13 protein-coding genes are annotated in these 12,971 nt (G+C 71.3%); 5 read left to right on the top strand and 8 right to left on the bottom strand.

The window, feature by feature from the left end; all coding sequences use genetic code 11:
- Window positions 1-15 precede the first annotated feature (15 nt).
- The 4 genes from GA0070561_RS24180 to GA0070561_RS24165 all read right to left on the bottom strand — a co-directional run bounded on the left by GA0070561_RS24180 (window position 16) and on the right by GA0070561_RS24165 (window position 4,029).
- Complete coding sequence (locus GA0070561_RS24180; RefSeq protein WP_091405482.1) at window positions 16-444, bottom strand: globin; 429 nt, start codon at window positions 442-444, stop codon at window positions 16-18.
- 123 nt (window positions 445-567) lie between these two features.
- Window positions 568-1,953 (bottom strand): MFS transporter, encoded by a 1,386-nt coding sequence (locus GA0070561_RS24175; protein ID WP_091405479.1) that lies wholly within the window; start codon window positions 1,951-1,953, stop codon window positions 568-570.
- Between the two features lie 233 nt (window positions 1,954-2,186).
- Complete coding sequence (locus GA0070561_RS24170) at window positions 2,187-3,245, bottom strand: mechanosensitive ion channel family protein (protein ID WP_091405477.1); 1,059 nt, start codon at window positions 3,243-3,245, stop codon at window positions 2,187-2,189.
- A gap of 61 nt (window positions 3,246-3,306) precedes the next feature.
- A complete protein-coding gene (locus GA0070561_RS24165) occupies window positions 3,307-4,029 on the bottom strand; it encodes a hypothetical protein (protein ID WP_141710448.1) in 723 nt (240 codons plus the stop codon).
- A gap of 371 nt (window positions 4,030-4,400) precedes the next feature.
- Between GA0070561_RS24165 and GA0070561_RS24160 the strand changes: the two genes are divergently transcribed.
- Window positions 4,401-4,937 carry an HNH endonuclease gene (locus tag GA0070561_RS24160; RefSeq protein WP_030488239.1) on the top strand — a complete coding sequence of 179 codons (537 nt, stop codon included), beginning with the start codon at window positions 4,401-4,403 and terminating at the stop codon, window positions 4,935-4,937.
- Between the two features lie 15 nt (window positions 4,938-4,952).
- On the opposite strand, the gene GA0070561_RS24155 is transcribed toward GA0070561_RS24160, so the two are convergent.
- Entirely contained in the window at window positions 4,953-6,548 is a 1,596-nt protein-coding gene (locus GA0070561_RS24155; RefSeq protein ID WP_091405470.1) for a DUF6194 family protein, read from the bottom strand.
- A gap of 54 nt (window positions 6,549-6,602) precedes the next feature.
- Between GA0070561_RS24155 and GA0070561_RS24150 the strand changes: the two genes are divergently transcribed.
- Window positions 6,603-7,376, top strand: a complete 774-nt coding sequence (locus GA0070561_RS24150) for a MerR family transcriptional regulator (protein ID WP_244166419.1) — start codon at window positions 6,603-6,605, stop codon at window positions 7,374-7,376.
- Here the strand turns inward: GA0070561_RS24150 and GA0070561_RS24145 are convergent.
- From GA0070561_RS24145 to GA0070561_RS24135, 3 genes are all read right to left on the bottom strand, one after another.
- The gene (locus GA0070561_RS24145; RefSeq protein ID WP_244166435.1) at window positions 7,319-8,095 is read right to left on the bottom strand and encodes a class F sortase; all 777 of its coding nucleotides are present in this window, start codon (window positions 8,093-8,095) and stop codon (window positions 7,319-7,321) included. The genes GA0070561_RS24150 and GA0070561_RS24145 overlap by 58 nt on opposite strands.
- Before the next feature lie 75 nt (window positions 8,096-8,170).
- The gene (locus tag GA0070561_RS24140) at window positions 8,171-8,695 is read right to left on the bottom strand and encodes a hypothetical protein (RefSeq protein ID WP_181541042.1); all 525 of its coding nucleotides are present in this window, start codon (window positions 8,693-8,695) and stop codon (window positions 8,171-8,173) included.
- 97 nt (window positions 8,696-8,792) lie between these two features.
- Entirely contained in the window at window positions 8,793-9,257 is a 465-nt protein-coding gene (locus tag GA0070561_RS24135; RefSeq protein WP_091405454.1) for an Lrp/AsnC family transcriptional regulator, read from the bottom strand.
- Window positions 9,258-9,405: 148 nt separating this feature from the next.
- Between GA0070561_RS24135 and GA0070561_RS24130 the strand changes: the two genes are divergently transcribed.
- From GA0070561_RS24130 to GA0070561_RS24120, 3 genes are read left to right on the top strand one after another with little or no spacing between them, the layout of a single operon-like run.
- Complete coding sequence (locus GA0070561_RS24130) at window positions 9,406-10,308, top strand: tryptophan 2,3-dioxygenase (RefSeq protein ID WP_091406439.1); 903 nt, start codon at window positions 9,406-9,408, stop codon at window positions 10,306-10,308.
- A gap of 19 nt (window positions 10,309-10,327) precedes the next feature.
- Window positions 10,328-11,635, top strand: coding sequence for a kynureninase (gene kynU / locus GA0070561_RS24125; protein WP_091405450.1), 1,308 nt, complete (start codon window positions 10,328-10,330; stop codon window positions 11,633-11,635).
- Window positions 11,632-12,969: an FAD-dependent oxidoreductase gene (locus GA0070561_RS24120; RefSeq protein ID WP_091405446.1), complete on the top strand. Its 1,338-nt coding sequence runs from the start codon at window positions 11,632-11,634 to the stop codon at window positions 12,967-12,969. Before kynU ends, GA0070561_RS24120 begins: the two co-directional genes overlap by 4 nt.
- Window positions 12,970-12,971: the final 2 nt, after the last annotated feature.

Genomic DNA, 12,971 nt, shown 5'->3' with positions numbered 1-12,971 from the left:
TCCGGGTGGGGTGGGTCAGCCGCCGTTGGCCGGGTCGTCCTCGACGTTGACCATGAAGTACGCGGCCCGCTCCAGGTAGTCCCAGAGGGTGCCGGCGATCTCCGGCTCAAGGTCGAGCCGGTCCACGGCGCGGCGCATGTTCCGCAGCCAGGCGTCCCGTTCGGCCGCGCCGATCCGGAACGGCGCGTGGCGCATCCGCAGCCGCGGGTGCCCGCGCTGAGCGGAGTAGGTGTTCGGCCCGCCCCAGTACTGCATCAGGAACAGGGTCATCCGGTCCGCGGCCGGGCCCAGGTCCTCCTCCGGGTACATGGGTCGCAGCAGGGGGTCGGTGGCGACGCCGGCGTAGAACTCGTCGACCAGCTTGCGGAAGGTGGGTTCGCCGCCGACCGCTTCGAAGAGGGTCATCGACGCACCGGGACGGTCGGAATCACCTGCGGAAGTCACCGTTCCATCCTGCCAGGTGTGTCCGGTGCCGACCCGACCCGCACGGCGTGCGTCGGATCACGCCGGGTCGACAACCCCGAATATCGGGCACCCGGCCCGCCATGGTGGAGGTCGGTTCGACGGTCAGGTCACCGCGTGCCGGCGGTGGCCGTCACCGGCATGCGGGTCGGACGTGTCTTCCACCGGGCGGTCGCTGGCCGGGCCGCCGGGCCCGGAGGGCGGCGGAGCGGCGTTGGCCAAGGCGGCGGCGGTGATCGCGTCGTCCACCGTCTGCCGGTCCGGCCACCGCAGCGTGGCCACCGCCATCAGCACCACCCCGGCTGCACTCCAGACCCCCACCACGATCGGAATGGGGAACCGTTCGGCGAGCATCCCGGTGACCAGCACCGCGAGGCCCTGGATGACCTGTATGCCGGTGGCCATCACCCCGAAGGCGCGGGCTCGAAAGCCGTTGGGCAGCGCCTGGACGAACAACCCGTTGGCCATCGGCATCATGCCGGCGACTGCGAAACCGCAGAGCGCGGCGAGCAGCGCGACCACCAGCGGCGGGGGGTCGAGCAGCACCGGTACGAGCACCAACGGGGCGAGCACCGCGAGCGGCCGCATCAGCTTCAGTCGGCGAGCCGGCCCGAACAGGCGACTCACCAGCAACCCACCGAGGATGAAGCCGATCGGGTTGGCCACCATGATCGCTGCTTGTGCGGTGCCAGCGCTCACCGCGCCACGGCTCTCGTCGTTGGCCCAGGCTGCGGCCAGACCTTCGGGAACGATCGAGAAGAGCATCGAACTGAACACCAGCACCGCGATGGCCCGCAGCACCGGTGTGCGGAACACGATGCCGAACCCCTGGCGGGTCTCCTGCAGCAGGTGGCTGCGGTGCTCCGGGTTGATGACCGCCGGGCGGTGGCGCACACCGAGGCGAACCAGCAGCGCCGAGAGACCGAACGTGGCCGCGTTGAACAGCAGCGCCGCCTCCGGGTCGACGGCGGCGACAGCGGCGCCGAAGACGTACCCCACGACCTGGGCGGCCTGCCCGACGCTGCTGTTCAGCGACAGCCCCAGCACCAGTCGGTCCCCGGTGAGCAACTGCGGGATCAGCGCGGACTTCGCCGCCTGGCTCGGCGGGTTGGCCAGCGTGGCGGCGAAGATGAGCACCAGCACCGCCTGGTACGGCAGGCCCGGAATGGCGATGAGCAGCATCAGCGCCATCCGGATGATGTCGCACGCCACCATCACCCGTCGGAACGGGTACCGCTCCGCGAGTGCGGCGAGCACGGGACCGCCGAGCAGCCAGGGCAGGAAGCTGACCGCGAAGGCGGCCGCGGAGAGCGCGACGGACCGGGTCTGCTGATAGACGAGCAGGGTGACGGCGGCCTTCGCGACGTAGTCGCCGACCCAGGAGAGAGCGCCGGCCACGAACACAGCCCGGAACTCGTGCTGGCCGAAGACTTCGCGGAATGTGGCGGGGCCTTCCGCGGAAGGTCGCTCGTCAGGCACCGTCGCCTCCATCGGCCCCGGCTCGGCCGCTCGTGGCAGCCCGGCCGGAAGCGCTCGTCAGATCTACGGATCAGCGAGGATGTGATCACGCTTTGGTGTGAACGCGTGTTCCGGATTCTGCCCGATCGTCTGACAACTAGCTAGGTCGAACGGGCCGTTCGTCGCCTCCCCGACTGAACGAACGGACGATACCCGAGGGGCCGGCCGGCTCGCGACCCCTGAATTGCCGGACAGTGTCGGCCGTTTCAGGTGGCGCCGCCCTGACCGGTCTCACCCTCGGGCAACGGCCGGGTCGACAGACCGGGATAGATGCGGGTCGCAGCGATCTGCGCGGTGATCCCCGAATTCTCCAGCGCCTCGGCGAGACGTCGACGCAGTTCCCGCCCCACCGCGAACTGCCCGTCCGCGGTGGTCTTCACCACGGTGCGGATGACCGCGCCGTCCACCGTCACCTGCTCGACACCCAGCACCTCGGGCGCCTCCACGATCTCGGGTGACAGCTCCGGGTCCATGGCGATCGAGGCGGCGGCGGTCCGTAGCACCGCCGTGGCCTCCTCGGTGCTGTTGAAACCGATGGGCAGGTCCACCACCACGAGAGCCCAACCCTGGCTCTTGTTGCCCACCCGGATGATCTCGCCGTTGCGGATGTACCAGAGCACGCCGCGGCCGTCGCGCACCGTGGTGACCCGCAGGCCGACCGACTCGACCACGCCCATCGCCTCGCCCAGGTCGACGTTGTCACCCACGCCGTACTGGTCCTCGATCAGCATGAAGAGGCCGGCGATCAGGTCCTTCACCAGGCTCTGCGCGCCGAAGCCCAGCGCGACGCCGGCGATCCCCGCGCTGGCCAGCAGCGGAGCCAGGTCGAAGCTGAACTCGCGCAGGATCATCAGCAGCGCGATGCCGAAGACGAACGCGGTGGTCAGGCTGCGCAGCACCGACCCGATCGCCTCGGCCCGCTGCCTCCGTCGCTCCGGCACGAACTCGGCCGGGTCGACCGCGGCGGTGGGCACCCGCTCGCGCAGCGGCCGCAGCATCGTCGGCACCGCACCGTCGGTGGTCGTCCGAACCAACCGGTTGATCGTCCGGTGCAGCGCCCAGCGGGCCACCATCGCCAGTGCCAGGATCAGCAGCACCCGAAGCGGTTTGAGCAGGATCCAGTAGCTTCCCTCGGCGAACCAGGACGACCCGGTGATCCGGTAGATCCACTCGCAGGAGGTGCTGCCCTGGCAGCTCACCGAGACGGCGTCGGACAGGGCTAGGGGCGTCACGCTGGCGGCACTCACTATGTCTTCGTACCGCAAGGGACCCGAGCGCCCGCCGCCGACCCACCGGCCGGGTGACCTACCGTCGAGGGCAGGATGCTCACCCTCTCCCGGGCAACGCGGCAAGGAGTCGTGCGTACTCGGCCTCACTACCGATCGCCGCCCGGTGTTCGGGGTGGGCGACGTAGTGCCCGATCACCGCAGCGAGAAATCCAGCGTCGATGTTGTCCCTCCGCGTCGCCCCCCGGCTCTGCGGAATGCCGCGCCGCCGAACCAGTTGGGGTTCCGTGATCCTCATTCCCAGCCACAGCCGGCGGTCGGCGGCCGAGGGGATCTGCGGGACCAGCAGGGCCTCCCACGGCACGGTGCGCGAGCCCAGCGCCCAGGTCAGCCGTACCCCGTACGGGTGCAGCCGCACACCGTGACCCCGCCACGCCCACGCCACCACCAGCGCGGCCAGGCCGACCCAGAGGACATCGAAGACCACGTCGAACGCCGACAGCGTGCCCTGTCTGGTCGAGCGCGCCAGTGCGTCGATACGGGTGGACGCGGGCCCGAGGTAGCCCAGGGCGAAGAACACCGTCCAGGCGGGCCCGGGTGTGGCGAACGCCGGGATCTGCGGCTGCACCACGAGACAGGCCGGGCGGACCCCCATGACGACGATCGCCAGGATCAGGGCCGCCAGGGAGCCGAGGATCAACAGGCGCTGCCCCACGATGGACGCGGGCCCCGAGGCTGCGGCGTTCACGCCGACCAGGAGAAGCCCAAGTGCCAGGACGACGTGCCGATGGCGCACGGTGGCGGCGGCAAGCTTGTCGATCATGCCCGTGACCATAGGAGCCGATGGCTGCTGGACGTGCTGGCCGATCGGTCGAGGCTGAGCAGCGAAGCGTCGTAACCGAGGTGGCTGGTGAGACCGGGGTCGATCCGGCGGCCGGCGCCGGTCCGGGACCGGTGAGACCGGCGGCGGGGGTGTCACAGGCCAGCGTCCGCCCAGGCCGGAGCAGTTGCCCGTCCCGGCGTGGGTGATCCGCTTACCAGAAGAGAGATTAGTACGTGCAATCCGGGGTCCGATCAGGGACTATTGGCGCAACGGACGTCGGTGATCGGCCCGGCGTCGACCGTGTGGGCCCCTGTGCCCGGCCCCGGTCGGCGGCGGTCCCCAGCAGCCGCTGAACCGGGAGGGTGAGCGCGATGCCTGACATACGACCCACGGTGGGCTCCGGCGCGTTGGTCCTCAACGCCACCTACGAGCCGCTGTGTGTCGTGTCGGTGCGTCGCGCCGCGATCCTCGTCCTCTCCGCCAAGGCCGTCTGCGTCGCCGACGGTGACGGCATCCTGCACAGCGCCCGGGACGCACTCCCGGTGCCCTCCGTGGTCCGGCTGACGCGCTTCGTCCGGGTGCCGTACCGGACGCATGTCGGGCTGTCCCGCCGGGCGATCTTCGCCCGGGACGGGTGGCGGTGCGCCTACTGCCGGGGCCCGGCCGAGACCATCGACCACGTCTTTCCGCGCAGCCGGGGTGGCCGGCACGCCTGGGAGAACGTGGTCGCCGCGTGTGCCCGGTGCAACCACACCAAGGGCGACAAGACCCCGGCCGAGATGGGATGGCGGTTGCACGCGTTGCCGGCCCCGCCGAAGGGCACCGCCTGGCGGGTGCTGGGCCACCGCGCCCCCGACCCCCGCTGGGCCGACTGGCTGGACCTGCGCGAGCCCGAGGCAGCCGCCTGACCACGTAGGGCGTGGTCAGGCTCCGGATTGCGGGCGGATTGCCCGGCGCGCTGCGCGTTCGTGGCGGTCGACCGCTCGGCGGTACGCGATCGCGAGTAGCCGGTCGATCTCGGGCAGCAGTTGCGGACCGGGCATGACGACGCTGGCGAAGCCGTACTGTGCGTAGCCCGGGTGCGGCACGAGGGTGCCCAGTCGGGCGAAGTCGAACTCGTGCCGGTGCTCCTCGAACGCCTTGGGCGGGAAGCCGAACAGCCGCTCGAACTCGGCCCGGCCGAGGTCCAGGTTGAGGCGGAAGACGCCGGGGCGGTCAAGCTGTGCGGCCTCGTCGAAGCCGGGCACGTCGTGCTCGACGATGGTGGCGAACGGCTGGCGGCGGTCCGAGCCGACGAAGAAGAACCGGTCGCCCCAGGCCGCTTCGGGTGATCCGTTCTCCTCGCTCGCCACGACCTGCTCGACGCCGGGCAGTGCGGCGATCCGATCGGCGAGCACTGCCGTGTCGACACCGGTCGGGACGTGCAGGACCGCGTCGGCGTGTTCGATGGTGGCCTGGTCCAGCGGGAAGTAGCGGTAGTCGTGGGTCCGCTGCTCGGCCGCCGTGATGTCGGACGTCGGCAGGTACCGGGGAAGGCTGGTCTCCTGCTGGAGTCGGCCCTCGTAGGTCGAGGCGGCGGGGGGCCCGATGCCGAGCGCCGGGCTCGCGCCGAGGCTGCCGGCGATCACCGCGTACCGGTCGCCCAGCAGCGACGCGATGATGGCGCCGGCGCCGGCCCAGGTCACCTCCGTGTCGGCCAGCGTCATCGTGCTCAGGTGACGCTGGAGGTGCGTGTTGTGCGCGAAGACCAGTGTGGGCCCTCGGTGTGCCTCGGCCGATCGGATCGCGAGCAGGTTCTCGGCCATCAGCGCGTCCCGGACCGCGGCCAGGCGGGCGAAGCGTTCCTCCTGGGCCAGTGGTGCGGCGGCCGCGGCGTGGTAACGCAGCAACGCGACAGCGGCCGTGGCGTGCACGAACGCCGCCGGCCAGCCCGCTGACTTCCACGGCGCCCGCAGGTACAGCTCGGTCAGCAGGTCGTCGGCGAGCACCCGCAGTCGCTGGGCGTCGGTCGAGCGCCCGACCGATCTGCCGGGTTTCCAGATCGCGGCCGTGTCACTCCACCGCACCTCGTCCCCGATCAGGTCGTCGATCTCGGCAGTCCGGTCCAGGTCCAGGAACTGGCAGACCTGGGTGAGGTGGCGACGCGGGCTCGGGGCGCTCTCCAACTCCACCGGGGCGTCGAAGCCGTGGAACGTCAGGCGCTCGGCGACCGGCCGTCCGGCGTTCCACTCCCGCATCCGTAGCAGGAGGTCGCGGTTGGCCGGGGCCGCCCCGAATCCGTGGCTGAACCCTTCGGCGAGCGCCCGGTCGAGTGTCACGGCGGCGACGCCCTGCACGAAGTCGTCGGCGATCAGCCCGGCCGTCCGGTCGCTCTCCACGGCGATCGAGCGGTAACCGTGCTCCGCGAGCGACAGAAAGGCCTCGTTGCGGAGCTGGAGGAAGGCGGACTCACCGTGCGTCGGCTCGCCGAGCGCGAGCAGCTCCGGGGACACCGCCAGCAGGTCGAGAAAAGGTGGCATTCCATGAACCGTATCGTTGAACCAGCGGTTGAAACTCACGAGCGGTGGAGCGCGGTGACAGCCACAAAACCTTCAAACCCGGGGGTACGCCGACCGGTCGACCTCGCGCGCGCCCACGGTCTCTCCGCGCAGGCCGTGCGCAACTACGAACGAGACGGCGTCCTGCCTCCGGCCCAGCGCACCCCGAACGGCTACCGTCGCTTCACCGAGCTGCACGCCAAGGCGCTGCATGCCTACCTCGCGTTGATCCCGGGCCACGGCTATGCGGCCAGTGGCGAGATCATGCGGGCCGTCAACCGAGGCGAGATCGACACGGCGTTGCGCACCATCGACCAGGGTCATGCCCTGCTCCAGCGCGATCGGGAGACCCTGGACGCGGTCGAGGCGGCGGTGGCGACGCTCACCGGAACGAGACCGCAACCGCAGAGCCAGAAAGCCGTGCCGATCAGCGTGCTGGCTCACCGGCTCGGTCTACAGGCGGCCACGCTGCGCAAATGGGAGCGGGCCGGGATGCTGCGACCGGTACGTGACCCGGTGACCCACTACCGGCTCTACCTTCCTGACGACGTCCGGGACGCCGAACTGGCCCACCTGTTGCGCCGCGGCGGGTACCGGCTCGACCACATCGCCGGCGTGCTGCGTCGAGTGCGCGACGCCGGCGGTGCCGAACCGCTCGCCGCCTCGCTGCGCCAGTGGCGGCAACGGCTCACCGAGCGAGGCCGGGCCATGCTCACCGGGGCCGCCCGGCTCGCCGAGTACGTCGACACCGGTCAGCCGCCTGAACGCGCCTTGACCAGCGAGGCGAAGACCACCACGTTGTCCGCGTAGCCGGTCTCGCCGCCGACCCACTGGCCGCCGCAGGTGATCAGTCGGAGGCTCGGGCGGCTGAAGTCGCCGTACACCTCGTCCACCGGCAGCCGGCCCTTGTCGAACTTCTCCACCGAGTTGACCTCGAAGACCGCCACGCGCTGGTCGGTGCGGGTGACCTCGATCTCGTCACCGGAGCGCAGCTCGCGGAGTTTGTGGAAGACCGCCGGTCCGCTGGTGGTGTCGACGTGCCCGACGATCACGGCTGGGCCGTACTGGCCCGGGGTGGGCCCCTGGTCGTACCAGCCGGCCTCCTGGGCGCGGGCCGCGTCCGGCACGGCGATCGTGCCGTCCGGGGCGATGCCCACGTCGTGTACGGGCGCCCGCACGTCGATCTTCTCGATGGCGAGGCTGGTGGGATGGCTTGCCAGCAGTACCGGGAACTTCTTCGGCGGCGGTCGCAGGCCGGCGCTGAGCCGGTCCGGCAGCAGGCTCATTCCGGTCACCTGCTCGACGCCGAGCATCGCCACGATCAGCACCATCAGCGCGGCGATGGCCAGCACCGGCAACCCGGGGCTCGTACCGAACCGGTGTCGGGCCGACCCCGGCGCGGCCGGACGTCGCGGCGGCAGCGGGCGGGCGGCCGGATCGGTGGTGGTGACGCTGGCCGACACGGCCTGCCCGGCGACCCGGCGCAGCCGTCCGGAGACGCGGGCCAACAGCCGGCCCGACGCGCGCAGCGCCGGCCCGGCCCGGAGGCGTGCGCGGCGATCCCGCCGCGCACGCGCGGATCTGCGGGTCATGGGTGATCCGGCTCAGGAGCCGGCTCCCGGTCGACGTCGGCCGCCGGCCATCCCGAGCACGATCGCGGTGGCCACCAACGCCACGCCACCGAGCACCAGCAGCGAGCCGGTGCCGCGCCCGCCGGCCATCCCACCGCCACCGGTCGCCGGACCCTTGCTGGGTGAGGCCATGTTCAACACGGTCAACGTGGTCGACGACGTCTGGCCGTTCTCGCAGCGCAGGTCGACCGGGTAGTCACCGGCCGCCTTGTCCCTGGCAATGGTGGCCTGCCCGGTCAGGAAACCCTTGTCCGGTTTGAGCATGACGTGCCCGAACGCGTCGGAGTGCACGCTGGACTGTCGGTTGTTGTTGTCGTTGTCGCAGCTCGCCTTGATGTTGACCCGGCTGCCGGCCTGGACGCTGTTCGGTGTCACCTCAACGAAGACGTTCTCGCCGGCTCGCGCCGGCGCGACCGACAACAGGACGAACGCCCCGACCAGCCCCACCAGTGTCAGTACGGACGAGAGCGCGCGGTTGATCGTGCGGATTGCCTGCATGATTTCCCCCCAACCGGCGACGACCGCCGGAACCCTCCCCTGGGCACGCCGGCTGCTTTCCCGTTGGCGCGGGGGCAAACCCGCACTGTGGGCGGGGTCAGCGGGGGCGGGGGATGGGGCCGGTGGCGGGGAGGGGGGTGACGGGGTGCCAGTTCAGCGGGGAGGAGAGGACCATCGTGCTCGACGGTTGGCCGTACGGGGCGAGACGGTCGATGACCCCCTCGAACGCGCCGATCGAGCCGGCCGCCACCTTCAGCACGCTGCACGCGTCCCCGGTGATCCGGTGGATCTCCAGGATCTCCGGCCAGTCGGCCACCGCCGGGTCGTGCAGGATGCACCGCGCGCCGTAGCAGGACATCCGGATCAGCGCGACCACGGTACGGCCGGCGCGGCTCAGGTCGACGTGGGCGTGGTAGCCGGTGATGATCCCGGCCTCCTCCAGCCGGCGCACCCGCTCCGCGACCGACGGTGGGGACAGGTGCACCCGGCGGGACAACTCGCTGAAGGAGAGCCGCGCGTCGGCCTGCAACTCGCGCAGCAGCGCCCAGTCCATGTCGTCCACGCTCAGACCTTACTTTCGTGAACCGACTTCGCCTAGTTGCCTTTGGTTTGCCAGGTGAAGGGACCGAGAGCCGTTGATTCGGCATTCCGCAGGCCGATCCGACCGCGAGATCATGACGTCGGCAAGTCCGGGGGAGGGAGACGAGATGGTGGATCAGACGGAGCGGCGGGCGCCGAACCGCCGTGCCACGGTGCAACCGGTGACCCCCGGGCAGCGCGCCGCGCAGGCGGAGCGCACCGGTGGTGAGCCGACGCTGGAGTTCGCCGACATGGTGCCGTACGACGCGTACGTGCAGGCCAGCGCCCTGCACAAGATGCAGCACCCGCTCAGCAGCGACCCGGGCGAGATGTCCTTCCTGATGGTCAGCCAGATCATGGAGCTGTACTTCGGGCTGACCTGCCACGAGCTGCGGGAGACCCAGCGGCTGATCCGCGCCGACCAGATCTGGGAGGCGTTGGCCCCGCTGGGCCGAGCCAAGCTGCACCTGGAGGGGCTCAACGCCGCCTGGCAGGGCCTGCGCTGGATGAGCCCGGCCGACTTCAACCGGTTCCGCAATCTGCTCGGTGAGGCCTCCGGCTTCCAGTCGGCGATGTACCGGCAGTTGGAGTTCCTGCTCGGGCTGCGCGACCCGACGCTGATCCGCCCGTTCCGCCGGCAGGCCGAGGTGCACGCCGAGCTGAGCGCCGCGCTGGCCACCCCGAGTCTCTGGGACGATGTGCTCGCGCTGCTCGCCCGGCGCGGCTTCGACCTCCCCGCCGACCTGCTCGACCGGGACGTGGCAGTCGAACACGACCCGCACCCGTTGGTCGAGGCGGCCTGGGTGCGGATCTACGACGACGCCAGCCCGGACAATCACCTGCGGCTGCTCGGCGAGGCGCTGAGCGCTGTCGCCGAGGAGTTCGGCGACTGGCGCTGGAACCACGTCAAGGCGGTGCAGCGGACGATGGGTGCCAAGGTCGGCAGCGGAGGCTCCGCCGGCCTGGCGTGGTTGCAGCGCAGCATGGCCCGGGTGGTCTTCCCGGAGCTGTGGTCAGCCCGCACCGCGATGTGACCGGAGAGCGAGAAGAGCAATGACGACCCCTCAAGCCGAGCCGCTGGGCCTCGCCGCTGGCGAAGCGGAAGCGCATCGCCGTGACGAGGCCGACCCCGGTCACCGGCACCTGTTCCACGTGCCGCCGGCCGACGGCGGCGACCACCCCGAGTCGGCGTACCTGGCCGGCAACTCGCTCGGCCTGCAACCTCGGGCCACCCGCGACGAACTGCTGGCCGACCTGGACGCGTGGGGGCGGCTCGGCGTGGAGGGGCACCTGGAGGCGGAGCGCCCCTGGCTGCCGTACCACGAGTTGTTGACCGGGCCGGCCGCGCGACTGGTCGGCGCCCGGCCCGCGGAGGCCGTGGTGATGAACTCGCTCACTGTCAACCTGCACCTGCTGATGGTGAGTTTCTACCGACCGGCCGGCGCGCGCACCCGCATCGTCATCGAGGACGCTGCGTTCCCCTCGGACAGCTACGCCGTGCGCAGCCAGGCCCGGTTTCACGGCCTGGACCCGGACGACACAGTGGTCCGGTTGCGTCCGCGCGCGGGTGAGGACGCCCTGCGCACCGAGGACGTGACCGACTACCTGGCCGCCGAGGGCGACCGGGTGGCGCTGCTGCTGCTCGGCGGGGTCAACTACCTCACCGGTGAGCTGCTGGACATCCCGGCGATCACGGCTGCCGGCCGGGCCGCCGGCGCGGTGGTCGGTTGGGACCTGGCCCACGCGGTCGGCAACGTGCCGCTGGCCCTGCACGACTGGGACGTCGACTTCGCCGCGTGGTGCTCCTACAAGTACCTGAACTCCGGCCCGGGTGCGCTGGCGGGCGTCTTCGTGCACGAGCGGCACCTCGGCGACGAGAACCTGCCCCGGTTCGAGGGATGGTGGAGCACCGCGGCGGCCACCCGGTTCGAGATGACGCCGGTGTCCCGGCCACCGGCCACTGTGGAGGCCTGGCAGATCTCCAACCCGCCCATCTTCGCGATGGGTCCGGTGCGTACATCGCTGGAGCTGTTCGACGCGGTGGGGATGACCGCGCTGCGCGAGCGCAGCCAGCGCCTCACCGGCTGGCTGGAGTCACTGCTCGACGAGGTGACCGTCGGCCGGCCGCTGCGGGTGGTCACCCCGCGCGACCCGGCCCGTCGGGGCTGCCAGCTCTCCGTGCGCATCGGTTCCGGCAGCGCCAACGAGCTGACCAAACGCCTACGGTACGAGCACGGGGTCATCGCCGACGCCCGCGAACCCGACGTCGTGCGGTTCGCCCCGGTGCCGCTGTACTCCACGTACCTCGACTGCTGGCGTGCCGCCGCCGCGCTCGCGGCGACGGTGGGGGCGACCTCATGACCGCGCGGCGCGACGAGATCGCGATCATCGGTGCCGGGCTGGCCGGCTGTCTGGCGGCCTGCTTCCTGGCCCGGCGTGGCTACCCGGTGGCCCTCTACGAGCGCCGCTCCGACCCGCGCGCCGGCACCGCCGAACGCGGTCGCTCGATCAACCTGGCGCTCTCCGAGCGCGGCCTGGACGCGTTGCGCCGCATCGGGCTGGCCGAGCAGGTGATGACCGACGCGCTGCCGATGCGCGGCCGGATGATCCACCCGGTCGAGGGCGAGCAGCAGTTCCAGTCGTACAGCGCGGCCGGCGACCGGGCGATCAACTCGATCAGCCGGGGTGCGCTGAACAACGCCCTGCTGGACGAGGCCGCCGCGCTGCCGGGCGTGCGGGTCGTCTTCGACCACCGGCTGGTCGGGCTCGACCCGACCGACGGCGCCCTGAGCTTCGAGACCCCGCAGGGCCCGGTCGCGGCGAAGGCGTCGGTCGTGCTGGGTGCCGACGGCGCCGGCTCCGCGGTGCGCGGGCAACTGCTGGCGTACGGGCTGCTGGACGAGAGCGTGGACTTCCTCGACTACGGCTACAAGGAGCTGACGATTCCGCCGCTGGGCGGGGACTTCGCCCTGGAGGAGGACGCGCTGCACATCTGGCCGCGCGGCACCTCGATGATGATCGCGCTGCCGAACCCGGACCGCTCCTTCACCTGCACGCTGTTCTGGCCCAACGACGGTGCCGGCAGCTTCGCCTCGCTGACCAGCCCGGCGGAGATCGAACGGCACTTCACCGAGCACTACCCGGACGTGGTCCCGCTGGCCCCGAACCTGGTCGACGACTACCAGCACAACCCGGTGGGCGTACTCGGCACTGTGCGCTGCACCCCGTGGCAGGTCAACGGGAAGGTCGGCCTGCTCGGCGACGCGGCGCACGCCATCGTGCCGTTCTACGGCCAGGGCGCCAACTGCGCCTTCGAGGACGTGGTGGAACTGGACCGCTGCCTGGACGAGTGCGCCGACGACTGGTTGGCGGCGCTGCCGCTGTTCCAGCGGCGCCGACAGGAGAACGCCGAGGCCATCGCGACGATGGCGCTGACCAACTTCGTGGAGATGCGGGACAAGGTCGCCTCCCCGGTGTTCCAGACCCGGCGGCGGGTGGAGCACGCACTGGAACGGGCACTGCCCGGCCGGTACGTTTCCCAGTACGAGCTGGTGTCGTTCTCCACCACCCCGTACGCGGAGGTTCGCCGCCGGGTACGCCGACAGCACCGGGTGCTCGGGGCGGTCGTCGGTGGGGCCGCGCTGCTGCTGGTCGGCGCGATCGGTGCGGCACTGAGCCGAGGGAGGCGGGCATGACC

It is taken from the genome of Micromonospora saelicesensis, from assembly GCF_900091575.1.
GTDB classification, from domain to species: domain Bacteria; phylum Actinomycetota; class Actinomycetes; order Mycobacteriales; family Micromonosporaceae; genus Micromonospora; species Micromonospora saelicesensis.
This window is presented reverse-complemented; position numbering and strand designations above follow the sequence as displayed.

Excerpts from the sequence above, each read along its gene's own strand:
- kynU (WP_091405450.1), top strand. The coding sequence starts at position 10,328 with ATGACGACCCCTCAAGCCGAGCCGCTGGGCCTCGCCGCTGGCGAAGCG.
- GA0070561_RS24155 (WP_091405470.1), bottom strand. The coding sequence starts at position 6,548 with ATGCCACCTTTTCTCGACCTGCTGGCGGTGTCCCCGGAGCTGCTCGCG.
- GA0070561_RS24120 (WP_091405446.1), top strand. The coding sequence starts at position 11,632 with ATGACCGCGCGGCGCGACGAGATCGCGATCATCGGTGCCGGGCTGGCC.
- GA0070561_RS24165 (WP_141710448.1), bottom strand. The coding sequence starts at position 4,029 with ATGATCGACAAGCTTGCCGCCGCCACCGTGCGCCATCGGCACGTCGTC.
- GA0070561_RS24160 (WP_030488239.1), top strand. The coding sequence starts at position 4,401 with ATGCCTGACATACGACCCACGGTGGGCTCCGGCGCGTTGGTCCTCAAC.
- GA0070561_RS24175 (WP_091405479.1), bottom strand. The coding sequence starts at position 1,953 with ATGGAGGCGACGGTGCCTGACGAGCGACCTTCCGCGGAAGGCCCCGCC.
- GA0070561_RS24140 (WP_181541042.1), bottom strand. The coding sequence starts at position 8,695 with ATGCAGGCAATCCGCACGATCAACCGCGCGCTCTCGTCCGTACTGACA.